The organism is Brachybacterium equifaecis (assembly GCF_023509525.1).
Taxonomy (GTDB): domain Bacteria; phylum Actinomycetota; class Actinomycetes; order Actinomycetales; family Dermabacteraceae; genus Brachybacterium; species Brachybacterium equifaecis.
This window is the reverse complement of the sequence record NZ_JAKNCJ010000002.1, coordinates 421,819-446,032: the sequence shown is the minus strand read 5'-3', so window position 1 is coordinate 446,032 and position 24,214 is coordinate 421,819. Positions and strand designations below refer to the sequence as shown.

The following is a 24,214-nucleotide window of genomic DNA, read 5'->3' as shown; positions in this document are numbered from 1 at the left end:
CGTCTCGGGAGCGAGCTGCGTGTGCCGAGGATCTCGTGGCGCCCAGGCAGGCTGACGGCCGGCGCGCGCGGACGCTGCATTGCCGCAGCCCCGCTCCGCCATGCCCCGACAACTGCGAGACCGACGGGATGTTCCAGGAACTGGAACATCCCGTCGGTCTCGTTGTGGGTGTAGGCGCGCGGGTGCGGGCGTGCGGGCTCAGCCCTCGTCGGCGCCTTCGCTCTCACGCACGGCCGCCGCGCCTTCGCGCGAGACCCGCACCATCTCCTCGCGCGGCACGACCTTGATGCGCGGTCGCGGGGCGCCGTCGGCGTCGACCGCGGCAGAGCCGAGCGCGATCTCGTGCTCCTCGAGCGCCATCCACCCGTCCCACGTCGTGTACTCGACGCCCTTGCTCTCCAGCATATGCAGGACCGAGTCGGGATCGCGATCCTCCGCGCGCGGCACGCGCGCGGCGTCGAGGTCCTCGAGGATGCTGGCGACGGTCTCCTGAGCGTCGGACTTCGTCGCGCCGATCAGGCCGACGGGCCCGCGCTTGATCCAGCCGTTCGCATACAGGCCGGGGATCGCAGCCGGGAGCGCGCTCTCCTCGTCGAGGGGGCTGAGCCCCTCGGCGTCGCGCGCCGGGGTGATGCCGGCGGCGCCGTCGGCCGTGATGATGCGCCCGGCGTGATGCAGGACCACGCCGCGGCGGTCGTCGAAGGGCACGCCGGGCAGCTCGGAGCCGAGGTAGCCGATCGCGCGGTACACGGCCTGGACCTCGTAGTCGTGGAACTCGCCGGTGCCCTCGACGGCGCCGCCGACGGTCGGCCGCGTGCGCTCGAAGCGGATGCCGACCACGCGGCCGTCCTCGCCGAGCACCTCGACAGGGCGGTGCCAGAAGTGCAGGTGGAGGCGGCGCCGCACCGGGCCGCCGTGGGCGTCGGTCGGCGCCTCGCCCGCGGCTTCGCGCGCGGTCTGCTCTGCGAGCCAGGTCTCGAAGGTCGAGTAGACCTGGTCGGTGCGGCGGTCGGCGCGGATCTCCTCGCGGACCTCCGGGGTGATCGGCTCGAAATCGCGCGGATCCATCACGATCTGCACGCCGTGCGGGTGCGCGAGCTCGCGGGTCTCCAACGGCGTGAACTTGGTCTGCGCGGGCCCGCGGCGCCCGAAGACGTGGACGTCCTCTGTGGCAGCGGCGGCCAGGCCCTCCTCGACGTTCGCGGGGATCTCCGTGCGCAGCAGCTCGTCGCGGCTCTTGACCAGCATGCGCGCCGCGTCGAGGGCCACATTGCCGTTGCCGATCATGGCGACGCTGCGGGCGGTCAGCGGCCAGGTGCGGGGGTAGTCGGGGTTGCCGTCGTACCAGGCCACGAAGTCGGCCGCGCCGTAGGAGCCCTCGAGGTCGATGCCGGGGATGTCCAGGGGAGCGTCCTTGAGGGCGCCGGTGGCGAAGATGACGACGTCGTAGCGCTCGCGCAGCTCCTCGAGCGTGAGGTCGGTGCCGAACTCGACGCCGCCGAGGAACCGGATGTCGCCCCGGCCGAGGATCCTGTGCAGGGCCGTGATGATGCCCTTGATACGGGGGTGGTCGGGGGCGACGCCGTAGCGGATCAGGCCGAACGGGGCGGGGAGGGCGTCGAACAGGTCGCACTGGACCTTCAGCTCGCCGCTCTTCACGCGCTCGGTGCGCAGGAGGGTCTCCGCGGCGTACACACCTGCGGGACCGGCGCCGATGACCGCGAGGCGCAGGGGCTGCGCCGTCTCGGGGGTGTCTGCAGGCGTTGCGCTGATAGCGGCGGCGGGCGCGTCGGCGGCGGCGGGAGCGTCGGCTGCGGGGGAGCCGGCGGGGGTGGTGGAAGCGGGGGCGGGCTGCTCGGTCATGTCACCTCGGATTCCGGGCGCTGGGGCCGACGGGGCAGCGGCTGCGCACGGCCGGGCCGCGGGGCGCGCCTGGTCGACCGGCAGCGCCGATGGTCAGGAATTACGAACCACTCTAGACGCGAAAATCGTGGCCGCCCAGGTCGCGGGGCCTTCGGGGCGGGGGAGATCACGCCGTGAGAGCCTTGCGCCATGGATGACCTGCGCGTGCCTGCCGGCCCGGGGGCTCCGCGGGGACTGCTGATCCGGGACGCGGAGCTCATCGAGCGCTTCACCCATGCCTCCGGCCCGGGCGGGCAGGGCGTGAACACCGCCGATTCCCGGGTGCAGCTGGGACTGGACCTCCGGACCACGTCGGCCCTGGACGAGACGCAGCGCGAGCGGGCGCTCGCACGCCTCGCGCCTCGACTGGCAGGCACGGTGCTGCTGGTGGAGGCGTCCTAGGAGCGCTCCCAGCTGCGCAATCGCGCCGCCGCCCGGGAGCGGCTCGGGGCGCTCCTGCGGGAGGCGCTCGCCCTGGAGGTGCCGCGGCGCGCCACGCGCCCCACGCGCGGCTCTCTGCGCCGCCGGGCCGAGGGGAAGCGCCGACGCTCTGCGATCAAGCAGAACCGGCGCGCCCCTCGGCCCGGGGACTGAAGAGCCAGGGGACTGAAGAGTCCGGGGACTGCAGAGCCCGGGGCTGAGGCGTGCGGCGGGAGCCTCAGCCGCGCTCTGCGGCGAGGGCTGAGCGCCGGTAGGACAGCCAGAAGAACGCGCCGATGACGAGGGCGCCGCCCACGATGTTCCCCAGGATCACCGGGATGAAGTTGTCCCACACCACGGAGCCGACGGTCAGCGCGGCGTAGTCCTCGACGGTCTTCCCGGCGGCCTCGACCGCCTTGCCCTGCCAGAAGGCATCGCCCGCGCCGTACTTCACGAGCAGGCCCATGGGCAGCATGAACATGTTCGCCACCGAGTGCTCGAAGCCGGTGGCGACGAACAGGGTGAGCGGCCCGGCCACGCCGACCAGCTTGTCGAAGGTCGTCTTGCCGGAGGTCGCCGCCCAGAGGCCGAGGCACACGCACATGTTCGCCAGGATCGCGAGCATGAATGCCTGGAACCAGGGGTAGGAGACCTTCGCGAGCGAGGAGTTCAGGACGACGAGCCCCCAGGCGCCGCCGTTGCTGGCATGCGTGCCCGCGAGCAGCACGAGCACGGCGAGGGCCACCGCGCCGATCAGGTTGCCCAGCAGCGAGATGCACCAGTGCGTGAGGAACGGCGCGACGCCGAGGCGGCGCGAGAGCAGTGGCATCACGGTGAGGGTGGTGCCGGTGAAGAGGTCGGCGCCGGTGATCACCACAAGCCACAGGCCCACGGAGAAGACGAAGCCGCCGATCACCTTGCCGAGCCCGACGGGGAAGTCGCCGCCGGCGAGGCCCTGCTGGGAGGTGATGAACAGGATGAAGCCCAGGCCGATCATGGCGCCTGCGGCCATGGACAGCAGGAACATCTCCCCGCGCGGCTTCAGGGCCTTCGCGAGGAAGGCGCCCTCGACCGCGGCCGCCAGGGCGGGCGGCTGCGGGATGAGCGGATCGGGGATCGCCGGCGGGGCGGGAGCGACAGGGGCGGGGCGGGATGCAGGAGGGGTCATGGTCTTCTCCGGTGAGGGGCGGTTGCGCTCTCACGCTAGTGACCCGAATGCCCGGATCCCGCGGCGAAAGTCCCGGCCTCCCGCGCCGCGCCGCGCCGCCGTCAGCCGGCGGTGACGACCGGCGCGCCCTCGCTGGGCTGGACGACCACGAACCCGGGGCCGTGGAAGGCGAGCTGGAAGGACTCACCGGAGCCGCGGCCGATCAGCGAGCCCATCTTGAAGTCGTTCTTGATCGTGGGCTGCAGGTTCGCAGACCAGCACACCGCCGCCTGGGGGTCGACGTAGGTGGGCTGCTGCGAGCAGTCCAACAGCAGGGGCGGGCCATCGGACGTCACCGCGACAGCGCCCGCGCCCTGCAGGAGCATGTTGAACAGGCCCCCTGCCATGATGCCCGCGCCGCCGAGGGAGCGGACGTCCCACTGGATCGTGGAGTCGAAGGCGAGCAGGCTGCGGGTGTTCAGCGTGAGGGCGTCGTTCTCCAGCTGGATGAGGAAGATGTGGGAGTTCTGCTTCGCGAAGAACACCTCTCCCTCGCCGCGCACGCGCATGAGGCTGCCGCCTTCGCCGGTGGCGAGCTTCTTGAGCATGCGCATGCCGCCGCCCGCGCCCTGGTACGAGAAGTCCATGCGGCCCTGGTAGGCGACCATCGCGCCCTGGGCGGCGATGATCTCGGGGGAGGTGGCGTCCAGATGGCAGCGCAGCATCTTCGAGGACTGCAGCCCCCAGCGGTCGTCGGACTGCAGCTCCTGGTGGGACGCGTCGAACAGTGTGCTGCGCATGGGGTCTCCTGCCGCCGTGGAATGCGCCGGGCGGTTCCGGCGCGCGATGCGGGAATCCTCTCACGGCGGTCCGACGAACGGGAGGGAGACGGCGCTGGGGCAGCTCCCGGGGCGCGGAGGCCCCCAGGGGGTGCTGGCTAGCATGAGCCCATGGCACTCGAGAGCACGGCAGACCCCTCGGAGCGCCGCGATCCGCGCCTGGTGACGCTCGCGGCGGACTCCGGCTACCGCATCCACGAGCGCATCGGCGCGGGCGGGATGGGCATCGTCTACCGCGCCCATGACGCCGACGGCAACGAGGTCGCCATCAAGCTCCTGCGCCACGATATCGCCGACGATGCCCGGGCCCGCGAGCGCCTCGCCCGCGAGGTCGCGGCACAGCGCCTCGTGCGCCACGGCGGCATCGTGCGGATCGTCGACGCCGAGCTCGACTCTCCCGAGGCGTTCGTGGTCACGGAGTTCATCCCGGGGCCGACGCTCGAGGAGGCCGTGCGCCTGACCGGAGGCCTGCACCCCGAGCTGGTGCGGGAGCTGGGGCTCGTGCTCTCGGACGCCCTGCAGGTCATCCACGATGCGGGGGTCGTGCACCGCGACCTCAAGCCCTCCAACGTGCTGCTGCGCGGCGCGCTCGAGGAGGATCTGTTCGGGTACAGCCCCGACGGCTTCGGGCTGGACCCGGTGATCATCGACTTCGGCATCGCGATCGCGGCCGAGGAGTCCCGCATGACCTCCACCGGGCTCGTGATGGGCACCGCCGCGTATCTCGATCCCGACGTCATGCGGCGCGATCAGACCGGCGCGGCCGGCGACTGGTGGGCGCTCGCCGCCGTGCTCGCATTCGCCGCGACGGGCCGCGAGCCGTTCGGCACCGGTCGGGCGGACCTCGTGCTCATGCGGGCCGAGCGGGGCGAGATCGATCTCGAGGGCGTGCCCGTGGAGCTCGCCGAGTGGCTGCGGGCGGCTCTTCGGGCCGACCCCGCCGCGCGCCCGAGCGCCGCGGAGATGCGCGAGCGCCTCGAGGCCCTGGACCTTACGCGCTACGAGGATCCGGGCCCCACCGAGGTCATCTCCCGCAGCGCGCTCGCCGGATCGAGCCGGGTCGCAGCGCCGACCGCCGCGCTCAGCAGGGCCGACGACGCCGACCGCACGCAGGCGCTGCCGCGGTTCGACGAGGATGCGGATCGGACGCAGGCGCTGGCCCGCTTCGACGAGGAGGCGGACCGGACGCAGGCGCTGCCGCGGTTCGACGAGGATGCGGACCGGACGCAGGCGCTCCCGCGCGTCGGCGCCGATGAGGACGCAGGCCGCACGGAAGCCCTGATGCGGGATGCTTCCGGCGCCGATGCCACCCAGCGCATCCCTTCCTCCCCGCGCGATGAGCCCCGTGCCTCCCGCGAGCCGGCCACGGAGGTCTTCGCCCCGATCGACACCGCGACCCGGCCGATGCCCGTCGTCCGCGACGACCCTGCCGCAGGCTCCTACCGGGAGCCGGTGCCAGCGGCCGACGGCGGCGCAGGGCACGGCTGGAGCGAGGCGCCCGAGCGGGCGTACGCTACCGCCGCCGCCCTTCACCCCCACCCGGGCGCGGCGCTCGCAGATCCCCATCCGCAGTACTCACCCCAGCACCAGGCGCACCCCGGCTACCCCGTGCCGCAGCAGTCGCCCCAGGGGTATCCGCTCCAGCAGTACGCCCCGATGCAGCAGCAGGCCGCGGCCTGGCAGCCGCCCCCGCCGCCGCCCCGCCGCAGGCTGCTGGTGTGGCTCGGGCACCTGATCCTCGTCGCGCTCGCCGTGATCGCCCCGTACATCGCGCTGGCCCTCGTGCTGGTGCTGGGCGGGCTCGCCCGCACGTGGGAGCAGTCGCACCGCGCGGTCGAGATGCGTCGCGCGCGCGGCAGCGCAGGCAGCGGTCCGCAGGTCGCGGCCGGGTTCGCGGCGCCGTTCCGCTTCGTCGGGGGCGTCCTGGTGACCGCGCTGCAGGCGCTCCTGCCGCTCGTGCTCGGGCTGATCGTCGGCCTCGCCGTCGATGCCGCCGTGACGACGTCGGGCGCCGTGCTTCCCGACGGCGCCGTCACCGGCATCGCGGCCGCGATCATGCTGCTGCTGGTGTGGGTGGGCCTCGGCTCCCGCACCACCCGCAACGGCGCTCACCGCATGGTCGAGGCGTCCACTCCCGACGCGGTCTGGGGGATGGTCGTCGGCGCCCTGCTCCTGCTCCTGTTCGGCGCCGTGGTCGCGGTGATCCTCGCCCGGGGCGGCGAGATCGACTACGTGCCCTTCTGGAACGGCCCGCGGCTGGGGACGATCGCCTTCTGGCGGTGAGTCGGGTGGGAGTCCCGGGGCGGCTCAGGACCGATCGGTAGACTCGAATCGTCCCGTCTCCCACGCCGCTGGCGCTCCACTGCGCGCCGGCGCCGCCCGATCACCAGCCGCTTCCGCAGCGGCGAGGAGGACCCTTGGCCGCATCCACCGCCCAAGAGCGCCGCGAGGCGCAGCGCGAAGCGATCCGCGCCCAGCGCCAGGCAGAGCTCAAGCGCCAGCGCAGCCGCCGCACCGCGATCATCGCCGCCATCGTGGTCGCGGCGCTCGCGATCGCAGCCGGGATCGGCTACCTCGTCTGGAGCTCCTCGAAGGCCGCGTCCGAGCCGGCAGCGACCCCTGCGGGAGTGGCGAGCGAGCAGCCCTACCTCGTGCTCGGCGCCCCGGAGGGCTCGGGCAAGCCGGTCGTCGAGCTGCACCTGGACTTCATGTGCCCGATCTGCGGCATCTTCGAGCAGTACAACGGCGAGGACCTCGCGAACCTCATCGAGAACGAGGACGTCACGGTGCACCTCTACATGCGCCGCTTCCTCGACTCGCAGTCCACGACCGGCGACTACTCCTCCCGCGCCGCGAACGCCGCAGCGGCCGTCTACAACGACGATCCCGCGCACTTCATCGCCTTCCAGCAGCTTCTGTTCACGAACCAGCCCGCGGAGGGCTCGGCAGGCCTGGATGACGAGACGCTGTGGACCTACGCCCAGCAGGCAGGGGCGAGCGAGCAGGTCCAGAAGGACATCCAGGCCCGCACTTTCCAGCCGTGGATCCGCACCGTCGTCGACCCGGGCGCCCAGGAGAGCTCCGGCGGCGCCGGCACCCCCTACGTCACCGTGAACGGGACGGTCGTCACCTCCGCGGAGTGGAGCCAGCCGGGCGTCCTGCTGCAGACCATCCAGGCTGCAGGCGGCACCTCGGGCGCGAGCGCGTCCGACGGCGGCGGCGCCTCCGACGGCGGCAACGGCTGAGGCTGGGCTCTGGGCTCTGGGCTCTGGGCTCTGGGCTCTGGGCTCTGGGCTCTGAGCTCGCGGCTCGCGGTGAGAGGCCCGCAGGCCTCCTCTGCAGTTGCGGGCCGGGCGGGGTCTCGGCGCTCGGGTAGGCTTCCGGGTGCATCGCGGGCCCCCGCCCGCACGCTGGAGTGGCGCAACGGTAGCGCACCTGTCTTGTAAACAGGCGGTTGCGAGTTCGAATCTCGTCTCCAGCTCGTGAAAGTGCCCCTAACCTGGGATTTCGGGTCAGGGGCACTGTCATGTCATGGGTCGGCGAGGGCCAGGTGGCCGTGGGTGGAGATGTCGGCATAGCGCGCATGAGAGCGATATATGGCCCAGAGATCGCAATGCCGACATCTCTACCAATGCCCGCAAACGACCCGCCCCACGGCCCCGCCCGCTCCACGACCTCGACCCGCTCCGCCGCCTCGGTCGGCCACACGAGTCCCGCCCCGCCGCCCCCGAAGTTCCGATATGCGAGACAATCTGTCTCGCACTGTGCACATCCCGGCTACCCTCCCTCTATGACCCCGCCCTACACCCACGGCTACGCTCCCGCCGTCCTCAGCGGCCATCGCCGCCGCACCGCCGAGAACTCCGCCGCCTACCTGCTGCCGCATCTGCGTCCCGGGCTGCGCCTGCTCGACGTGGGCAGCGGTGCAGGCACGATCACGGCTGATCTCGCGCGGATCGTCGGCCCCGAGAACGTGACGGCCCTCGAGGTGGAGGAGCGCTCCGCCCAGCTGACGCGCGACGAGCTCGCCGCGCAGGGGATCTCCGGCGTGCGCGTGGTCGTCGGCGACGCCCACGACCTGCCCTTCGAGACGGCGGAGTTCGACGTCGTCCACGCCCACCAGGTGCTGCAGCATGTCCGCGCGCCGATCGAGGCGCTGGCGCAGATGCGGCGCGTGACGCAGCCCGGCGGGATCGTCGCCGCGCGCGACGCCGATTACGGCGCCTTCCGGTGGTGGCCCGAAGCGCCTGAGCTCGACCGCTGGCGGGAGCTGTACGAGGGCGCGGCCCGGGCCAATGGGGGCGCGCCTGACGCCGGTCGGCGCCTGCTCGCCTGGGCGCACGCCGCCGGCTTCGCGGACGTCGGCCCCAGCGCCTCGACCTGGTGCTACGCAACCGAGCAAGAGCGCGCCTGGTGGGCGGGCACGAGCGCGGAGCGCATCTCCGGCACCGCCCTCGGCGCGCAGCTCGTGCGCGAAGGCAGAGCCGCGCAGGAGGAGCTCGACGGCATCGCCGTCGCCTTCCGTGCCTGGGCAGAGGACGCCGACGGGTGGTTCACCCTCCTGCACGGCGAGATCATCGCGCGGGCATGAGCACCTGACCAGCCGGCGCCGTGCGCCGGGCCGCGCCCCTCAGAACGTCGAATACTCGGTCTTGCTCACCGTGAAGCCGTGGCCTGTGCGGGTGCTCCAGCAGGTCATGCCGTCGGCGGCGCTGGTGCAGGCCATCTCCCCGTTGACGGCGCTCGAGCCGTAGGGGAGCTCTGCGGCCGAGGGCGCCTCGACCGTGCTCCCGCAGGCGGGGGCCGCTTCGCCGTCGGACACGGCGATCACGAACGCCGCGCCGTCGCAGTCGCGCAATCCCGGCGCGGCGTACTCCCGCACCCCCACGGCGCACGTGGCCGCGTCGGGATCGAGGCGGCAGTGGATGTTGCCACTCGGGGAGACGAGCGCGCCGAGGGCCACAGCGCCCTTCGGCGCGGGCGACGCCGCAGCGCTGGGGGAGGAGCCTGCGCTCGCTGAAGAGGTCGCGCTCGGGGATCCGCTGCTCGCCGCCGAAGAGCCGGCTGCTGCGGACGCGCTCGCGCTCGCCGCAGGCGCGGGATCCCGCGAGGGCAGCCAGGTCGCCGCGGCGAGAGCGCCGACGAGCAGCAGCACGAGGGCCGCGCAGCCGCCGAGCCCCCACCACAGCGCCCGGCCCCGACGGTTCCGCGACGGGGCGGAGGGGAGAGGCGCGGGAGCGACGGGCTGGGCGTATCCGTGCGCCGATGCGGCAGGTGCTGGGTGTGCGACGGGCATGGCAGCGGGAGGCGCCACGCGCGCGGCCGGTGCGCCAGATGCTGCGACGGGCTGCGCGGCCGTGCTCGTGCCCTGGCCGAGGGACGCGGCCCGGGGCTGGCCTGGCTCGCGGTAGCCCGCGCCCCAGGCGTCGGCCTCGGCGCTGGCGGGGCCGGGCGGGACATTCAGCGGGGGCAGGGCCGGTCGGGGGCGGGAGGCGGGCTTCGGTGCCATGGCCTCGGCGGCGGGCTCCGGCGCGATGGCCTCGGTGGCGGGCTCCAGTTCGAAGGTCTCGCCGGCCTCGCCGGCCGCGCGGGCCTCGGCGGCAGGCTTCGACCCGACGGCCTCGCGGGCCACGTCGGCCGGGTCCAGCGCCTCGGTGGGCGGTTCGTCCTGCGGCGTGAGGTCTGGCACGGCACTCTCCTGCGGCGACGTCGACGATGGGACATCCGAGGATCCCATATCTGCGCCGCGCGACGCAGAGCGTCCGGTCGGCGAGCCGCTGCCGGTGCTCGGTGCCGTCCAGGGAGGAAGGTCCCCTTAACGGCAAGCCAGGCATGCCTTACCGTAGGGGTGCGGCCCGCCGCTTCCCGCTCCATCCTCCCCGCCGAACCCTCCTCGCTCGAAGCAGGTCCCATGCTCCTCGCCAATCTCCTCATCGCCCTGCGCGAAGGCCTCGAGGCGTCCCTCGTCGTCGGGATCCTCGTCGCCTACCTGGTGAAGGTCGGGCGGCGGGACGTGCTGCCCCGGCTCTGGGCCGGGATCGCCATCGCCGCGGCAGTGCCCCTGCTGCTGGGGGCGGTCCTCACGTTCGGTCCGCAGACCCTCACCTTCCAGGCGCAGGAGATCCTCGGCGGCACCCTGTCCCTGGTCGCGGTCGCCCTCACCACCGGCATGATCTTCTGGATGTCCTCGCATGCGCGGGCGATGAAGTCCCAGCTCGAGGGCGGGCTGCGCGCAGCGCTGGAGCGCGGCGGCGGCTGGGGCATCGTGCTCATCGCCGTGATGGCGGTGGGCCGCGAAGGCCTCGAGACGGGGCTGCTGGTCTGGGCGACCGTGCGCTCCTCCGTGGAGCAGTCCCGCCCGCTCACCACGGCGGGGATCGTGATCGGCTTCGCGATCGCGATCGTGCTCGGCCTCCTGATCTACCGCGGCGCGCTGCGTCTGAACCTGTCCACGTTCTTCACGGGCACCGGGCTGCTGCTGATCGTCGTCGCCGCTGGGATCACCTCCTACGCGATCGGCGACTTCCAGGAGGCCGGCGTCCTGCCCGGCATCACCCACCACGCTTGGGACCTCAGCCACCTCCTCACCTCCACCGCCTCGCCCCTGTACTGGGCGTACGTGGTGCTGAACGCGATGTTCCAGGTGAGCCTCGCGCCGACGGTCCTGCAGGTCATCGCGTGGTGGGCCTACCTCGTGCCGGTGCTCGCCGTGTTCCTGCTGCGCCTGCGGGGCTCCCGCCGCCCGCGTCCCGCCGCCGCGACCGCCACCGCGCCTGCCGCCGCTGCGGCGGCTTCCGCGACCGCCGCCCCCGCAGCCCTCCCCATCACCCCGACTCCCAGGAGCGCCTCATGACCGCCCGACCCTCCCTCCGCAGCGCCCGTCGCCTCTCCCCGGTCGCCGCGTGCGCCGTGCTCGCACTGTGCGCCTGCACCGCGAACCCCGGCACGGGCGCCGCCGGCGGCGCGGCGTCCGACGGCGGCGCCGCCGCGGCCGGCCCGATCCCCGTGTCGATCACGGACACGAACTGCGAGGTCTCGGCGGCGTCGGCCCCCTCGGGCGTCGTCAGCTTCGAGGTCACGAACAACGGGACCGTGCCCAACGAGTTCGAGGTGCTCGCGGGGGACAAGCTGCGCATCATCTCCGAGCAGGAGAACATCGGCCCCGGCACCACCGTGACCCTCACCGCGGCACTGCCGGAGGGCGAGTACTACACGGCCTGCAAGCCGAACATGGTCGGCGCGTTCGTCGGCGATGCGGCGTTCACCGCCCTGCCGAGCGACGCCCCCGCGGTCGACGAGTCCACGCAGGAGCTCGAAGCCGCCGCGGTCACGAACTACACCGCGTACGTGCGCGATCAGGTCGGCACCCTCGTCACCGAGACCAAGGCCTTCACCGACGCCTACACCAGCGGCGACCTCGAGCTCGCCCGCGCCCTGTTCCCGCAGGCCCGCTCGTACTACGAGCGCATCGAGCCGACGGCGGAGGCGTTCGGCATCGAGGAGGCCGGTGATCTCGACGCGGCTCTGGATCTGCGCATCCAGGACGTCGCGGCCGACGCGGGCTCCTCCGTCACCGATCCCGCGGTGCTCGAGACCTGGACGGGCTGGCACCGCATCGAGGCCGATCTGTTCAGCGAGCCCGGCTCCCCGTTCTCCTTCCCGGACGCCGCCTCGCGCCAGGCCGCCGCCGACCGGCTGAACGCCGACACCCAGACCCTCTACGACCTGGTCTACGGGAACGTCGAGGGCGCGTCCGGCCCGTTCGAGCTGACCCTCAACGACGTCGTCAACGGCGCCCAGGGCCTGATGGACGAGGTCGCGAACTCGAAGATCGCGGGCGAGGAGGACACCTTCTCCCACACCGATCTTGCGGACTTCCAGGCGAACCTCGACGGCGCGCGCGTCGCCTACGGGAACGTGCAGCCCATCGTCCAGGCGAAGGATCCGCAGCTCGATGCGCAGATCACCGAGCGCTTCGACGCGGTGCAGGCGCAGCTCGACACGCACGTCTCCGGCACGCGTCCCGACGGCGCGCCCGCGTTCGTGGACTATTCGAGCGTGGCGGCCGTGCAGGACGACGCCGCCGGGACTCCCGCGTCGAGCGCCTACACCGAGGCGCAGCGCGCGCTCTCGAGGGAGGTCAACGCCGCGGCGGAGGCGCTGTCGCAGGTGGCCGGGATCGTGCTGCATTGAGTGAGCCGCACCTGTCCGGAAAAGGATCCGACGCACCCGGCGGCCGCCCGGACAGCCCCGGCGCCCGTCCGCTGGGGCGCCGGCACCTGCTCGGCGCCGCCGGCGGGGCCCTCCTCGTCGGCGGTGCGGCGGGTGCTCTCGCGACCCGCGCCCTGGACGGCGGGGCCGACGGGGACGCGGAGGAGGGGGTCCTCGCCGCGGATCTGTCCCGGTCCTATCCTCTGCGCGGCGAGCACCAGGCGGGGATCGTCACGCCCGCGCAGGACTATCTGTTCACCGCCGCTTTCGACGTCACGGCCACCGACATCGAGGCGCTGCGCGACCTCATGAGCCGCTGGTGCGTCGCGGCCGAGCAGATGTGCGCGGGCGAGCTCGTCGGCGGCGAGCCGCTCGAGAACCCGCACGCCCCGCCCCGGGACACCGGCGAGGCCTGGGGCTACCCGCCCAGCTCCCTCACGCTCACCTTCGGGGTCGGCCCCTCGCTGTTCGTCGACGCCGCCGGCTCCGATCGCTTCGGGCTCGCGGCGAAGGCGACCCCCGTGCTGCGCGCGGGGATGCCCCGCTTCGGCAACGAGGCGCTGCGCGCGGAGAGCTCCGACGGCGACATGATGATCCAGGCGTGCGCCGACGACGCCCAGGTCGCCATCCACGCGATCCGCGCGCTCGCACGGATCGGGTTCGGCACGGCCGCGATGCGCTGGACCCGCGCCGGGTACGGCCGGACGTCCTCGACGTCGGCCGCGCAGGAGACCCCGCGCAACCTCTTCGGCTTCAAGGACGGCACCGCGAACCCGCGCGCCGAGGACACCGACGTGCTGGCCGAGCACCTGTGGGTCGCTCCGGAGGACGAGGGCGGAGACTGGCTCGCCGGCGGCACCTACATGGCGCTGCGCACGATCCGCATGCACCTGGAGACCTGGGACCGCGAGTCCCTGCAGGCGCAGGAGGCGGTCATCGGCCGCGACAAGCGCTGGGGCGCGCCGCTCTCGGTACCGGCGCCCGCGCAGACGGCCGACGAGTTCGCCGAGCCCGACTTCCACGCCAGCGAGGGCGGGCGCCCCCTCATCGCCGACGACGCCCACATCCGGGTCGTCGCCCCCGAGCACAACGAGGGGGCGAGGATGCTGCGGCGCGGCTACAACTACACCGACGGGGCCGACGGCCTCGGCAAGCTCGACGGCGGCCTGTTCTTCGTCGCCTGCATGCGGGATCCGCGCACCGGGTTCTATCCCGTGCTCGAGCGGATGACGCAGTCCGACGCCCTGACCGAGTACCTCCAGCACGTGGCCAGCGGCCTGTTCGCGATCCTGCCCGGGATCGGCAGCGCCGACACGATGATCGGGCAGAAGCTGCTGGCCTGACGAGCACCGGAGAGCAGTCGGAGTGCCGCCTGACTCATAGGTGAGGCTCGCCTATCCTGGCTCTGCCATACTGGAGCCGACCCGCCGGCGCGATGCCCACCGCACCGCCGCCCGGACCCCCGTCCCGAGGAGCAGCACGTGGCCCGCAGTCCGTACACCGCTTTCGAGGCCGAGGTCGTCGCCGTCGAGGACCTCTGCCCGTCGTTCCGCCGCATCACCTTCGGCGGCCCAGGTCTCGCGGAGTTCGGCATCCCCTTCCATCCGCTCGACCTGCGGGTGAAGCTGATCATCCCGCCGGGCGGCGGCGCCCCGGTCTTCGATCTCGTCTCCTTCCTCGACGCCCACCAGGACGACGACGTCAGCTGGTACCAGGCCTGGCTCCAGGTCGACGAGGCCGAGCGCGGCACCATGCGCACGTACACGGTGCGCGAGTGGCGCGATGCGGAGCGGGAGCTCGTCATCGACCTGGTCCTGCACACGGACGCCCAGGGCAGGAGCGGTCCCGCCGCGCAGTGGGCGCAGGACGCGACCGTCGGCGCGACGCTGCACGTCATGGGCCCTTCGCGGCCCGAGCCCGGCTTCGAGGCCCAGGCCAGCCGGGCGGGCATCGAGTTCGATCCGGGCGCCGCGCGCGACCTCCTGCTCGTCGGCGATGAGACCGCCGTCCCCGCGATCGCCTCGATCCTCGAGGCGCTCGCCGACGCCGAGGCCGCCGCACCCGAAGGCGCGCAGCGCGAGGCGATCGTCCCCTGCCGCGGGCGCGCGCTGCTGGAGGTCCCTCTCGCGGCCGACGCCCTCGAGCTGCGCGCGCCCGCGGGCATGGAGGTCATCTGGCTGCCGCGCGAGGGCCGGGAGCCCGGAGCGCTGCTCGAGCCCGCCGTGAAGGACGCCGTGCTCACCGACCCCGAGGCGCTCGCCGGGGCCGACGCCGCGCGCGGCGGGGAGCTCGAGGAGGTCGACGTCGACACCGCCATCCTCTGGGAGGTCCCGCACCTGCTCACGCAGTCGGCGGCGGGCAGCTCGACCGACGTCGAAGCCGACGACCGGCCGTTCTACGCCTGGATCGCCGGGGAGGCGGGCGTGGTGAAGAGCCTGCGCCGCTACCTCGTGCGGGAGGTCGGGGTGGATCGCCGCCAGGTCGCGTTCATGGGGTACTGGCGAGAGGGCCGGGCAGAGGCCTCCTGAGCCGCGCAGCCGCCGCTCCACCAGATCAAGCACCGACGACGGAGGGCCGGGCACGGAAGATCTCTTCCGCGCCCGGCCCTCCCGCCGCACCTGGCAGGGTCAGCCTGCGACAGGCTCCTCGTCCGCCATCGCCGAGGCCGACTGCGCGTCGGCCGCGGGAGCGATGTCCGTCTCGGCGGGGAGCTCCGTGATCACGGGGATCGCGGTGGTATGGGTGAGGGGCTCGCCGTGCTCGTCGAGCGGGCGCACCTTCAGCCAGTAGAAGCCGTGGCCCGGGAGCATGACCGTGAGGCGGTCGTCCTCGCCGATCGAGGGGAACTCGCCGCCGCCGAACAGGTCGCGCACCGTGCGGCCGCCCATCCCGGGCAGGTCCAGGGACGTGGTGACCGGCTGGCCCGAGAGGTTGAAGACGCACAGCAGGGTCTCGGCGTGCTCGGGCGCGTTCTCGCCGTGCTCTGAGCCGTCGTAGGTGCGCAGGAAGCTCAGCACCCGCTCCGAATCGGCGGGCACGTTGCGGTAGGTGCCCATGCCGAAGGCATCGTGCTCGCGGCGCACCGCCAGCATCCAGCGCACGAAGTGCAGCAGCGAGCCCGAGTGCGCCGTCTGCGCCTCGACGTTCGCGGTCGTGTAGTGGTAGACGAGCGACTGGATGACCGGGAGGTACAGCTTGCCGGGATCGGTGATCTCGGAGAACCCGGCGTTGCGGTCGGGGGTCCACTGCATCGGCGTGCGCACCGCGTCGCGGTCCTCGAGCCAGATGTTGTCTCCCATGCCGATCTCGTCGCCGTAATAGAGGAACGGCGATCCGGGCATGGCGAGCAGCATCGCGTGGATCAGCTCGATCTCGGAGCGGGAGTTGTCCAGCAGCGGCGCGAGGCGGCGGCGGATGCCGACGTTCGCGCGCATCCGCGAGTCCGGGGCGTACCAGCCCAGCATCGCGGCGCGCTCCTCGCCGGTGACCATCTCGAGGGTGAGCTCGTCGTGGTTGCGCAGGAATGTGCCCCACTGCGCGCCCGACGGGATCTCGGGGGTGTCGGCCATGATGTCGATGATCTGGCGGGCCGAGCCCTCGCGCAGCGCGTAGAAGATGCGGGGCATCACGGGGAAGTGGAAGCACATGTGGCACTCGGGCGCCTCGTCGGAGCCGAAGTACTCCACGACGTCGTTGGGCCACTGGTTGGCCTCGGCGATGATCACGCGGCCCGGCCAGTTCTCGTCCACGAAGGAGCGCATCTTCGCCAGGAAGTCGTGCGTGGCGGGAAGGTTCTCGCCGTCGGTGCCGTCCTCCTCGTAGAGGTAGGGGATGGCGTCGGCCCGGAAGCCGTCGATGCCCTTGTCCAGCCAGAACCGCACCACGTCGAACACGGCCTCGTGGACCTTGGGGTTCTCGAAGTTCAGATCGGGCTGGTGGGAGAAGAAGCGGTGCCAGAAGAACTGCCGGCGCACCGGGTCGAACGTCCAGTTCGACTCCTCGGTGTCCACGAAGATGATGCGGGCGTCCTGGTACTTCTCGTCGGTGTCCGACCACACGTAGAAGTCGCCGTAGGGGCCCTCGGGGTCCGAGCGCGACTCCAGGAACCACGGGTGCTTGTCGGAGGTGTGGTTGATCGGCAGGTCGATGATCACCCGGATGCCGCGGCGGTGCGCTTCGGAGACCAGGCGCTCGAAGTCGGTGATGGTGCCGAACTCCGGCAGGACCGCGGTGTAGTCGGAGATGTCGTAGCCGCCGTCGCGCAGGGGCGAGGCGAAGAACGGGGGCAGCCACAGGCAGTCGATGCCGAGCCACTGCAGGTAGTCCAGGCGCTCGATGAGCCCGGTGAAGTCGCCGGTGCCGTCGCCGTTGCCGTCGGCGAAGGCGCGCACGAGCACCTCGTAGAACACGGCCTTGCGGTACCAGTGCGGGTCGTAGTCCACTCCGGGACCCTGGGGGGTGAACTGGGCGGCGTTGAGGGCCATCTGCGCTCCTTGCGCTCCGGTGTGGCGGGGACGGGGTTCAGCGTAGTTCAGGTGCGGCGGGGGCGCTCCTCAGCGCACGATGCGCCAGTCGATGGGCGCGGCGCCCTGCTGCTCGAGCAGCGCGTTTGCGCGGGAGAACGGGCGGGACCCGAAGAATCCGCGCGAGGCCGACAGGGGGCTCGGGTGCGGGCTCGTGATGCAGGGGGAGGGCGCCAGCACTGGCTCCAGGCCATGGGCATCGCGCCCCCAGAGGATGCCGACGAGCGGCCCGCCGCGGGCCGCGAGCGCGCGGATCGCCGTCTCGGTGACCTGCTCCCAGCCCTTCCCCCGGTGCGAGGCGGGCGCGCCGGGGCGCACCGTCAGCACCCTGTTGAGCAGGAGGACGCCCTGGTCCTGCCAGGCGCTGAGATCGCCGTGGGGCGCGGGAGGGATGCCGAGGTCGCTGCTGAGCTCCTTGTAGATGTTCTGCAGGCTGCGCGGGATCGGGCGGACGTCGGCCTCGACGGCGAAGGACAGTCCGATGGGGTGCCCGGGCGTCGGGTACGGATCCTGGCCGACGATCAGCACGCGCACCTCGGACATCGGCCGGGTGAACGCGCGCAGCACCTGGGCGCCGGCGGGCAGATAGGGCCGACCGGCCTCGACCTGGGCGCGCAGGAAGTCGCCGATCTCATGGATGAGGGGCTCGACCGGGGCGAGAGCGTCGGCCCAGTCGGGGGCGATGATGTCGGCGAGAGGCTGCGGCATGCCCCGAGTGTTCCACGGCCCGGGCCTGTCGAGGGCCTAGCCTGGAGGCATGCAGGAGGACACCGCACCGACGTTCCCGTCCGAGAGTCCGCTCACCGTGCAGGAGCAGGGGATCCTCGCGATCGAGTCGCGCACCTTCCGGTACGTCGGCGCGAAGGAGAAGCGGATCCGCGAGGAGCTGGGACTCACGCCCATCCAGTACTTCGTGCGGCTGAACGCGCTGCTGGAGAAGCCGGAGGCCCTGCGCGCGGCTCCGGCGCTCGTGAACCGCCTGCGGGAGCGCCGCGTGAGCGCCCGCGGCGACGACTCCCCGCGGGGCCGCGCCGTCTGAGACGGCTCCGCCTCTCGTGCCTGCGAGGGCGGAGCTGGTTCAATGGGTCCGTGGCTGATTCTTCCTACCCCTACCCTCCCGACCAGTTCGACGAGGAGGCGGCGCGCTCCGCGTACCACGGCGCCCACCGCGCCGAGGAGTCCTTCTGGCGCCAGAACCTCGTGTACCTGGTGATCATCGGCGTCGCGCTGCTCCTGCTGCTGGGGCTCCTGTTCGCCATCGGCGGGCTCGGCGGCAAGGACGATCAGCGCGCCGCCGATCCGACCACGAGCGCTGCGCAGCCCTCCGACGCGGGAGGCGCCTCCGACGGCAGCGCCGCGGCGAGCCCCGCGGCGAGCCCCGCGGCCGTCGCCGACCAGTCCACCGCCGTCACCGTGATCAACGCGGCCGGGATCAACGGCATGGCCGGCGCCTGGCGCTCCGAGCTGCAGGGGGCGGGCTGGACCTCCGTCTCCATCGAGACCTCCGACGCCCGCCAGCAGGAGAGCGTCGTCTTCTACCGCGACGAGGCCGACGCCGCGACCGCGCAGGCGCTCGCCGACCACGTCGGCGCCGGGCAGGCGCGCCAGAGCGACGAGTACAGCGCGCCCGTCACCTTCGTGGCGGTCACCGAGCCGCAGGGCTGAGGCGCATGCCTCGCCGGAGGGCGGGCTCCCGGGCATCCCGGGAGCCCGCCCTTCTCGGCTCCGGGCATCTACGGGACCCCTCGGACGCTGCGCGCAGAGCGCATCCCGAGCGCTGGCACTCTCCAGCCGAGAGTGCTTATGATGATCTGGCACTCGACGGCTGAGAGTGACAGAGCCTGCACCCCGGTGCGCGCCGCGACCGCTCGGCCGTCGACCCTGAACACTCCGGTCCCGTGAGGGGTTCCGGCGCCGCGTGACCTGAACGCGGCGCGGGGCCTCGTCCGTCGCGGGCACGCGGCCGGGTGGACACCTTTAGACACGGGAGAGATTCCACAGATGGCAAAGCTCATCGCATTCGACGAGGAGGCCCGCCGCGGCCTCGAGCGGGGCATGAACCAGCTCGCCGACGCCGTGAAGGTCACCCTCGGCCCGAAGGGCCGCAACGTCGTCCTCGAGAAGTCCTGGGGCGCCCCCACGATCACCAACGACGGCGTCTCCATCGCCAAGGAGATCGAGCTCGACGACCCGTACGAGAAGATCGGCGCGGAGCTCGTCAAGGAGGTCGCCAAGAAGACCGACGACATCGCGGGCGACGGCACCACCACCGCCACCGTCCTCGCCCAGGCCCTCGTCAAGGAGGGCCTGCGCAACGTCGCCGCCGGCGCCAACCCCATCGCGCTCAAGCGCGGCATCGACAAGGCCGTGGCCGCCGTCTCCGAGACCCTGCTCTTGCAGGCTAAGGAGATCGAGACCAAGGAGCAGATCGCGAACACCGCTGCGATCTCCGCTGCTGACCCCGCGATCGGCGAGCTCATCGCCGAGGCGCTGGACAAGGTCGGCAAGGAGGGCGTGATCACGGTCGAGGAGTCCAACACCATGGGCCTCGAGCTGGAGCTCACCGAGGGCATGCGGTTCGACAAGGGCTTCATCTCGCCCTACTTCGTCACCGACGCGGAGCGCCAGGAGACGGTCCTCGAGGATCCGTACATCCTGCTGATGAACTCGAAGGTCTCCAACGTCAAGGACCTCCTGCCGCTGCTGGAGAAGGTCATCCAGGCCGGCAAGCCGCTGGCGATCATCGCCGAGGACGTCGACGGCGAGGCCCTCGCGGTCCTCGTGGTCAACAAGCTGCGCGGCTCCTTCAAGTCCGTGGCCGTGAAGGCACCCGGCTTCGGCGATCGCCGCAAGGCGATGCTCGAGGACATGGCGATCCTCACCGGCGGCCAGGTCATCTCCGAGGAGGTCGGCCTCAAGCTCGAGACCGCGGGCCTCGAGCTGCTCGGCCAGGCGCGCAAGGTCGTCGTCACCAAGGACGAGACCACCATCGTCGAGGGCATCGGCGAGGCCGATCGCATCGCGGGCCGCGTGAAGCAGATCCGCACCGAGATCGAGAACTCCGACTCCGACTACGACCGCGAGAAGCTCCAGGAGCGCCTCGCGAAGCTGGCCGGCGGCGTGGCCGTCATCAAGGCCGGCGCCGCGACCGAGGTCGAGCTCAAGGAGCGCAAGCACCGCATCGAGGATGCCGTGCGCAACGCCAAGGCCGCCGTGGAGGAGGGTGTGGTCGCCGGTGGCGGCGTCGCCCTGCTGCAGGCCGGCAAGGACACCTTCTCGAACCTGGATCTCCAGGGCGATGAGGCCACCGGCGCGAACATCGTCAAGGTCGCCATCGAGGCGCCCCTGAAGCAGATCGCCGTCAACGCCGGCCTCGAGGGCGGCGTCGTCGCGGAGAAGGTCAAGAGCCTCCCCGTCGGCGAGGGCCTGAACGCTGCGACCGGCGAGTACGAGAACCTGCTGGCCGCCGGCATCATCGATCCCGTCAAGGTCACGCGCTCGGCGCTGCAGAACGCAGCCTCGATCGCCGGTCTCTTCCTCACCACCGAGGCCGTCGTGGCCGACAAGCCGGAGCCCAAGGCCCCGGCCGGTGCAGGCGGCGACATGGACGGCATGGGCGGAATGGGCGGCATGATGTGATCCAGCCTCACGGCTGATCGCAGCGGTGCCCGCCACCGCGCACCACGACCGAGCCCCGGTCCGTTCCTCGCGAGAGGGATGGGCCGGGGCTCGGTCGCGCTCGGGGGTGGGGGAGGTGGAGGGGCGGTGGAGGTGGCTGCGGCTCTTTCGGGCGACGGCGCGGAGGCGGGGAGGTGGCTGCGGCTCTTTCGGGCGACGGCGCGGGGGCGGGGGCTGTGGTTGCCCTGGTTGCCCTGGTTGCGGGCGCGGTTGCCGGGGCGCGTGCTTCTTCGACGGCGGATTGGTAGGGACGTCGGTATATGGCTCTTCAGGCGCGTATACGGTCCAACGGTACGCATGTCGACATCGCTACCAACCACCAACCACCAACGACCAACCGCCCAGCGCTGGGACGGCCAGCGGCTCTCGGGCCGACTGCGACTGCAGCGCCGGCACGGTGAGCGGCCGCGGACCGAGCGGTACCTCGTGGCGCGGAGGAACGGGAGCAGTCGATGATCGACGATGGAACCGGAGGAGAGTCGACCGATCGGAAGGGCGTGGTGGATATGACGGAGAGCGGAAGTGCAGTCGCCGCGTACGACGCGAGGGCCGACGAGTACACGGACCAGCTCGGCAGCATGGATGCTGTCGCCGAACCCGACAGGCACCTGGTCGAGAGGTGGGCGGGAGCGATCACCGGGACGATCATCGACGCGGGCAGCGGCCCGGGGCACTGGGCCGCGCACCTCGCCGCCCTCGGGCACGAGGTCACGGGGCTGGAGCCCTCGGCGCGATTCGTGGCTCTCGCGCGTGAGCGGTTCCCCGCCGTGGAATTCGAGCGCGGCTCGTTCCAGAACCTGCGACCCGGCTCTGCAGCGGGGATCCTCGCCTGGTACTCGCTGATCCATCTCGACCCGGTGGAGCTTCCCGGTGTGCTCGCCGGTATCCACGCCGCCCTCGCTCACAGGGGCTCTCTTCTGATCGGTTTCTTTGAGGGGCCCGTCCGCGAGCCCTTCGCCCACGCCATCGCGCCGGCCTGGTTCTGGCCCCACGCGGAGATGACGGCCGTGCTGGAGAGCGCGGGCTTCTCGGTGGTCGAGGTGCATCAGAGGCAGGACCCCGGCGCGAGAACGCATGGCGCGATCTGGGCAGAGAGGAGCGAGCGCGAGGCCTGACCGCTGATGTCAGCAGTCAGGCCCCACGGATCCTCACTCCCAGGCGATCGTCTCGAGGTCGACGCCGTCGCGGACGGCCCGCGCTTCGATGACCTCGCGCAGCCACGCGGCGAGGCCCGGCTCCCGATCGTCGTAGTACCGTGTGAAGCGGGGATCCCCGGTGTAGCCGCGCGCGATGAGCGCGTGCTTCGAGGGCGTCACCGAGAACCAGCGGCCGATGGCTCGCTCGCGGTGCTCGCCGGCCAGGGCGTCCGCCTCCGGGCTCCCAGGCGCGACGCCGCGGCGCTTCGCCTCGGCGAGCCGCTCGTCGAGCTCCTCCATCTCGGCCTTCGCCTGGGCGAAGTCCGCGCTGGTCATCTGCGCCTTCACGCGCTCGGACTGCTCCCATTCGGGGGTCCCGCCCCAGCGCTCCTCCGCCTCGGCGGCGTAGGCGTCGGACCAGTCGGCGCCGAACGCGTCGGCCTGCTGGCGGGGGGTCAGAGGGGTGTTCATCGTGTTCGCCTCCATCATGGAATCCACTGCGCAGACCATCTGCTGCAGGCGGGCGATGCGATCGTTCAGGAGCGCCCTCTGGGCGAGCAGGTGCTCACCCTCGAGGACGCACGGATCATCCAGTAGCTGACGGATCCGCTCGAGCGGGAAGCCCAGCTCGCGGTACACCAGCACCCGGTGCAGGCGCGCCGCATCGGCGCTGTCGTACAGCCGGTACCCGGAGTGCGTGCGGGCGCTCGGCACGACCAGTCCGATGGCGTCCCAGTGGTGCAGGGTGCGCACGCTGATTCCGATGGCCGCGGCGGTCTGGCCGACGGTCATCTCGGTATCGCTCTGGGTGCTGGTCCCGCTCAGGCGGGGTGATCTCTCGTCCACGCGCTCCACCCTCCGGCCTCACGCCGCGTGAGGGTCAAGAGCGATTCTCGCCGCTCCTCCGCTTCGGTGCATCCTCGGCCTGCGCAACCGTCCCATGCCGCTCGCACGATACACTTGTTGCGGTTGCTGCGGACACTGCGGATACTGCGAACAGAAGGATGGGCAGATGAGTGCGATCACGACGATGATCCCCGAGCCGGCCGATGCACGGCTGGCGAAGTCGGCGCTTCGCGAACTCGATGCTGCGCTCGATGCCGAAGGTCCGGTGCGACTGCGACTGTCCGTGCAGTCGCTCGAGGTGGAGGTCCCGCGCTCTGCGCTGGCCGCCCTGGCCCAAGTGCTGGACAGCTTCGCGCACGGCACAGGAGTGACTGTGCTCCCGGTCCAGGCGGAGCTGACGACTCAGCAGGCCGCCGACACACTGAACGTGTCGCGACCCTTCCTGATCGGTCTCCTCGACTCAGGGCAGATCGACTACCGCATGGTCGGCACCCATCGCAGGGTGAAGACCGCCTCCCTGGTCCGCTACATGGAGGAGGGCGACGCCCGTCGCACGGCTGCAGCGGATGCGCTGGCCGCGGAGACGCGTGGCCTCGGGTTCGCCTGATGCAGGTCGCTTACGGATGGCAATCTTCATCTGAATCAGCCGATGTGTGGCCTTCTAAGCCTTGACCTGATTGATTAGACAGATCTGGCCACCCTGGTCGCACCCCTAGTGTTCGGAGATGCCGTAGTCGTATGTGGAAGATTCGGGCTCTCCGCTCGGAAGTAACCAGGGGTCTCCATTAAGCCCGATGGGCCAATGACCCCAAGCCCATTCCGTGATTTTCACCGCAGTGGGCACACGCTCCGGATGTCGACTAAAGGAGCGTCGCGCCCAAGCCTGCATGAAAAGATGTACTTGTGAGCCGAGCCAGCCGCTATTTTGCCAAACTCGTTGAATGACGGTTGGCTTCCGCCGGTTTTCCCACCCGGGCCGGATGAGTTCCAGCTCAAATGTGTCTGTTCTGCGTCGCCACCTGCGTCCGGACGAGTCGGTGAACTCTACGATGGCAAAATCTCCCCCGACTCCCGGCTCCGGGAAGTATCCGACCTCGACGCCAACTCTAAGCGATTTCAGGGGTGATACGATCATTCCGTCGTCGATGTCGCGACGGCGTATGTGGTGAAGTTGCTTAAGCGATCCGAATTGCGAGAAATTTTCGCCGCTAGGATTGGCGACAAAGGTGACGGCGACGCTCAAGATTACTTCTGAGCCATGGTTGATAATGATGAGAAAGCGTCCCGGCCAGAAGGGGGCGTCGATCGGGGCGCTCGTGCCGCCAGGCTCAAAGTAGAAGAGAACCTTCTCTGCCTGCGCGCGCTCTTGAGCTTTTCTTAACTTCTGTCGATCTCGCTGCCCTTGTGCCAGCAGGAAGAGTGAGACTATTGCGGTCACCGCGCCCGTGATGGCGACGATCCAGTCGAACAGGTCCGTTGAGCACATTCGGCGAATATACCGGTAAGCGCTGG

General features: G+C 71.6%; 20 protein-coding genes, 1 tRNA gene and 1 pseudogene. 14 read left to right on the top strand and 8 right to left on the bottom strand.

Going from position 1 to position 24,214, the window contains the following annotated elements:
* Positions 1–198: 198 nt before the first annotated feature.
* Complete coding sequence (locus Bequi_RS06565; protein ID WP_249737150.1) at positions 199–1,863, bottom strand: FAD-dependent oxidoreductase; 1,665 nt, start codon at positions 1,861–1,863, stop codon at positions 199–201.
* A gap of 189 nt (positions 1,864–2,052) precedes the next feature.
* On the opposite strand from Bequi_RS06565, the pseudogene arfB reads away from it, so the two are divergent.
* Positions 2,053–2,496 (top strand): annotated as a pseudogene (gene arfB, locus Bequi_RS06560) (alternative ribosome rescue aminoacyl-tRNA hydrolase ArfB).
* Between the two features lie 64 nt (positions 2,497–2,560).
* On the opposite strand, the gene Bequi_RS06555 reads toward arfB, so the two are convergent.
* Complete coding sequence (locus Bequi_RS06555) at positions 2,561–3,490, bottom strand: formate/nitrite transporter family protein (protein ID WP_249737149.1); 930 nt, start codon at positions 3,488–3,490, stop codon at positions 2,561–2,563.
* Positions 3,491–3,591: 101 nt separating this feature from the next.
* Positions 3,592–4,269: an AIM24 family protein gene (locus Bequi_RS06550; protein WP_249737148.1), complete on the bottom strand. Its 678-nt coding sequence runs from the start codon at positions 4,267–4,269 to the stop codon at positions 3,592–3,594.
* Between the two features lie 150 nt (positions 4,270–4,419).
* On the opposite strand from Bequi_RS06550, the gene Bequi_RS06545 reads away from it, so the two are divergent.
* The 4 genes from Bequi_RS06545 to Bequi_RS06530 all read left to right on the top strand — a co-directional run bounded on the left by Bequi_RS06545 (position 4,420) and on the right by Bequi_RS06530 (position 8,899).
* Entirely contained in the window at positions 4,420–6,591 is a 2,172-nt protein-coding gene (locus Bequi_RS06545; RefSeq protein WP_249737147.1) for a protein kinase domain-containing protein, read from the top strand.
* Between the two features lie 134 nt (positions 6,592–6,725).
* Positions 6,726–7,553, top strand: a complete 828-nt coding sequence (locus tag Bequi_RS06540) for a DsbA family protein (RefSeq protein ID WP_249737146.1) — start codon at positions 6,726–6,728, stop codon at positions 7,551–7,553.
* Positions 7,554–7,717: 164 nt separating this feature from the next.
* A tRNA-Thr gene (locus Bequi_RS06535) sits at positions 7,718–7,789 on the top strand.
* 309 nt (positions 7,790–8,098) lie between these two features.
* On the top strand, positions 8,099–8,899 hold the full coding sequence (locus tag Bequi_RS06530) for a methyltransferase domain-containing protein (protein ID WP_249737145.1): 801 nt from the start codon (positions 8,099–8,101) through the stop codon (positions 8,897–8,899).
* A gap of 39 nt (positions 8,900–8,938) precedes the next feature.
* Here the strand turns inward: Bequi_RS06530 and Bequi_RS06525 are convergent, their stop codons facing one another.
* On the bottom strand, positions 8,939–9,997 hold the full coding sequence (locus Bequi_RS06525; RefSeq protein ID WP_249737144.1) for a hypothetical protein: 1,059 nt from the start codon (positions 9,995–9,997) through the stop codon (positions 8,939–8,941).
* A 222-nt stretch (positions 9,998–10,219) separates the two neighbouring features.
* Here Bequi_RS06525 and efeU point away from each other — a divergent pair, with 222 nt between their 5' ends.
* The 4 genes from efeU (at position 10,220) to Bequi_RS06505 (ending at position 15,047) form a co-directional block, all read left to right on the top strand.
* Positions 10,220–11,161, top strand: a complete 942-nt coding sequence (efeU, locus tag Bequi_RS06520; protein ID WP_249737143.1) for an iron uptake transporter permease EfeU — start codon at positions 10,220–10,222, stop codon at positions 11,159–11,161.
* The gene (gene efeO / locus Bequi_RS06515) at positions 11,158–12,501 is read left to right on the top strand and encodes an iron uptake system protein EfeO (protein ID WP_249737142.1); all 1,344 of its coding nucleotides are present in this window, start codon (positions 11,158–11,160) and stop codon (positions 12,499–12,501) included. The genes efeU and efeO overlap by 4 nt, the downstream gene beginning before the upstream one ends.
* A complete protein-coding gene (gene efeB / locus Bequi_RS06510; RefSeq protein WP_249737141.1) occupies positions 12,498–13,862 on the top strand; it encodes an iron uptake transporter deferrochelatase/peroxidase subunit in 1,365 nt (454 codons plus the stop codon). Before efeO ends, efeB begins: the two co-directional genes overlap by 4 nt.
* A gap of 138 nt (positions 13,863–14,000) precedes the next feature.
* The gene (locus tag Bequi_RS06505; RefSeq protein ID WP_249737140.1) at positions 14,001–15,047 is read left to right on the top strand and encodes a siderophore-interacting protein; all 1,047 of its coding nucleotides are present in this window, start codon (positions 14,001–14,003) and stop codon (positions 15,045–15,047) included.
* Between the two features lie 99 nt (positions 15,048–15,146).
* Here Bequi_RS06505 and treS read toward each other — a convergent pair whose 3' ends face one another.
* Both treS and Bequi_RS06495 read right to left on the bottom strand, forming a co-directional pair.
* Positions 15,147–17,003, bottom strand: a complete 1,857-nt coding sequence (gene treS, locus Bequi_RS06500; RefSeq protein ID WP_249737139.1) for a maltose alpha-D-glucosyltransferase — start codon at positions 17,001–17,003, stop codon at positions 15,147–15,149.
* Positions 17,004–17,072: 69 nt separating this feature from the next.
* Positions 17,073–17,750, bottom strand: coding sequence for a uracil-DNA glycosylase (locus Bequi_RS06495; RefSeq protein WP_249737138.1), 678 nt, complete (start codon positions 17,748–17,750; stop codon positions 17,073–17,075).
* A 49-nt stretch (positions 17,751–17,799) separates the two neighbouring features.
* On the opposite strand from Bequi_RS06495, the gene Bequi_RS06490 reads away from it, so the two are divergent.
* The 4 genes from Bequi_RS06490 (at position 17,800) to Bequi_RS06475 (ending at position 21,835) form a co-directional block, all read left to right on the top strand.
* On the top strand, positions 17,800–18,081 hold the full coding sequence (locus Bequi_RS06490) for a DUF3263 domain-containing protein (protein WP_249737137.1): 282 nt from the start codon (positions 17,800–17,802) through the stop codon (positions 18,079–18,081).
* Positions 18,082–18,131: 50 nt separating this feature from the next.
* Positions 18,132–18,707: a LytR C-terminal domain-containing protein gene (locus Bequi_RS06485; protein WP_249737136.1), complete on the top strand. Its 576-nt coding sequence runs from the start codon at positions 18,132–18,134 to the stop codon at positions 18,705–18,707.
* Positions 18,708–19,043: 336 nt separating this feature from the next.
* Complete coding sequence (gene groL, locus Bequi_RS06480; protein ID WP_249737135.1) at positions 19,044–20,681, top strand: chaperonin GroEL; 1,638 nt, start codon at positions 19,044–19,046, stop codon at positions 20,679–20,681.
* Between the two features lie 491 nt (positions 20,682–21,172).
* A complete protein-coding gene (locus tag Bequi_RS06475) occupies positions 21,173–21,835 on the top strand; it encodes a class I SAM-dependent DNA methyltransferase (RefSeq protein WP_249737134.1) in 663 nt (220 codons plus the stop codon).
* A 33-nt stretch (positions 21,836–21,868) separates the two neighbouring features.
* On the opposite strand, the gene Bequi_RS06470 is transcribed toward Bequi_RS06475, so the two are convergent.
* Positions 21,869–22,702 (bottom strand): MerR family transcriptional regulator, encoded by an 834-nt coding sequence (locus Bequi_RS06470; RefSeq protein ID WP_249737133.1) that lies wholly within the window; start codon positions 22,700–22,702, stop codon positions 21,869–21,871.
* A gap of 166 nt (positions 22,703–22,868) precedes the next feature.
* On the opposite strand from Bequi_RS06470, the gene Bequi_RS06465 reads away from it, so the two are divergent.
* A complete protein-coding gene (locus Bequi_RS06465; RefSeq protein ID WP_249737132.1) occupies positions 22,869–23,309 on the top strand; it encodes a helix-turn-helix domain-containing protein in 441 nt (146 codons plus the stop codon).
* Positions 23,310–23,414: 105 nt separating this feature from the next.
* Here the strand turns inward: Bequi_RS06465 and Bequi_RS06460 are convergent, their stop codons facing one another.
* Positions 23,415–24,188, bottom strand: coding sequence for a hypothetical protein (locus Bequi_RS06460; RefSeq protein WP_249737131.1), 774 nt, complete (start codon positions 24,186–24,188; stop codon positions 23,415–23,417).
* Positions 24,189–24,214 lie beyond the last annotated feature (26 nt).

What these genes read in the sequence shown, in the direction of transcription:
- Bequi_RS06565 (WP_249737150.1), bottom strand. Translation starts at nt 1,863, where the DNA reads ATGACCGAGCAGCCCGCCCCCGCTTCCACCACCCCCGCCGGCTCCCCC.
- Bequi_RS06555 (WP_249737149.1), bottom strand. Translation starts at nt 3,490, where the DNA reads ATGACCCCTCCTGCATCCCGCCCCGCCCCTGTCGCTCCCGCCCCGCCG.
- Bequi_RS06550 (WP_249737148.1), bottom strand. Translation starts at nt 4,269, where the DNA reads ATGCGCAGCACACTGTTCGACGCGTCCCACCAGGAGCTGCAGTCCGAC.
- Bequi_RS06545 (WP_249737147.1), top strand. Translation starts at nt 4,420, where the DNA reads ATGGCACTCGAGAGCACGGCAGACCCCTCGGAGCGCCGCGATCCGCGC.
- Bequi_RS06530 (WP_249737145.1), top strand. Translation starts at nt 8,099, where the DNA reads ATGACCCCGCCCTACACCCACGGCTACGCTCCCGCCGTCCTCAGCGGC.
- efeU (WP_249737143.1), top strand. Translation starts at nt 10,220, where the DNA reads ATGCTCCTCGCCAATCTCCTCATCGCCCTGCGCGAAGGCCTCGAGGCG.
- efeO (WP_249737142.1), top strand. Translation starts at nt 11,158, where the DNA reads ATGACCGCCCGACCCTCCCTCCGCAGCGCCCGTCGCCTCTCCCCGGTC.
- treS (WP_249737139.1), bottom strand. Translation starts at nt 17,003, where the DNA reads ATGGCCCTCAACGCCGCCCAGTTCACCCCCCAGGGTCCCGGAGTGGAC.
- Bequi_RS06495 (WP_249737138.1), bottom strand. Translation starts at nt 17,750, where the DNA reads ATGCCGCAGCCTCTCGCCGACATCATCGCCCCCGACTGGGCCGACGCT.
- Bequi_RS06490 (WP_249737137.1), top strand. Translation starts at nt 17,800, where the DNA reads ATGCAGGAGGACACCGCACCGACGTTCCCGTCCGAGAGTCCGCTCACC.
- groL (WP_249737135.1), top strand. Translation starts at nt 19,044, where the DNA reads ATGGCAAAGCTCATCGCATTCGACGAGGAGGCCCGCCGCGGCCTCGAG.
- Bequi_RS06475 (WP_249737134.1), top strand. Translation starts at nt 21,173, where the DNA reads ATGATCGACGATGGAACCGGAGGAGAGTCGACCGATCGGAAGGGCGTG.
- Bequi_RS06465 (WP_249737132.1), top strand. Translation starts at nt 22,869, where the DNA reads ATGAGTGCGATCACGACGATGATCCCCGAGCCGGCCGATGCACGGCTG.
- Bequi_RS06460 (WP_249737131.1), bottom strand. Translation starts at nt 24,188, where the DNA reads ATGTGCTCAACGGACCTGTTCGACTGGATCGTCGCCATCACGGGCGCG.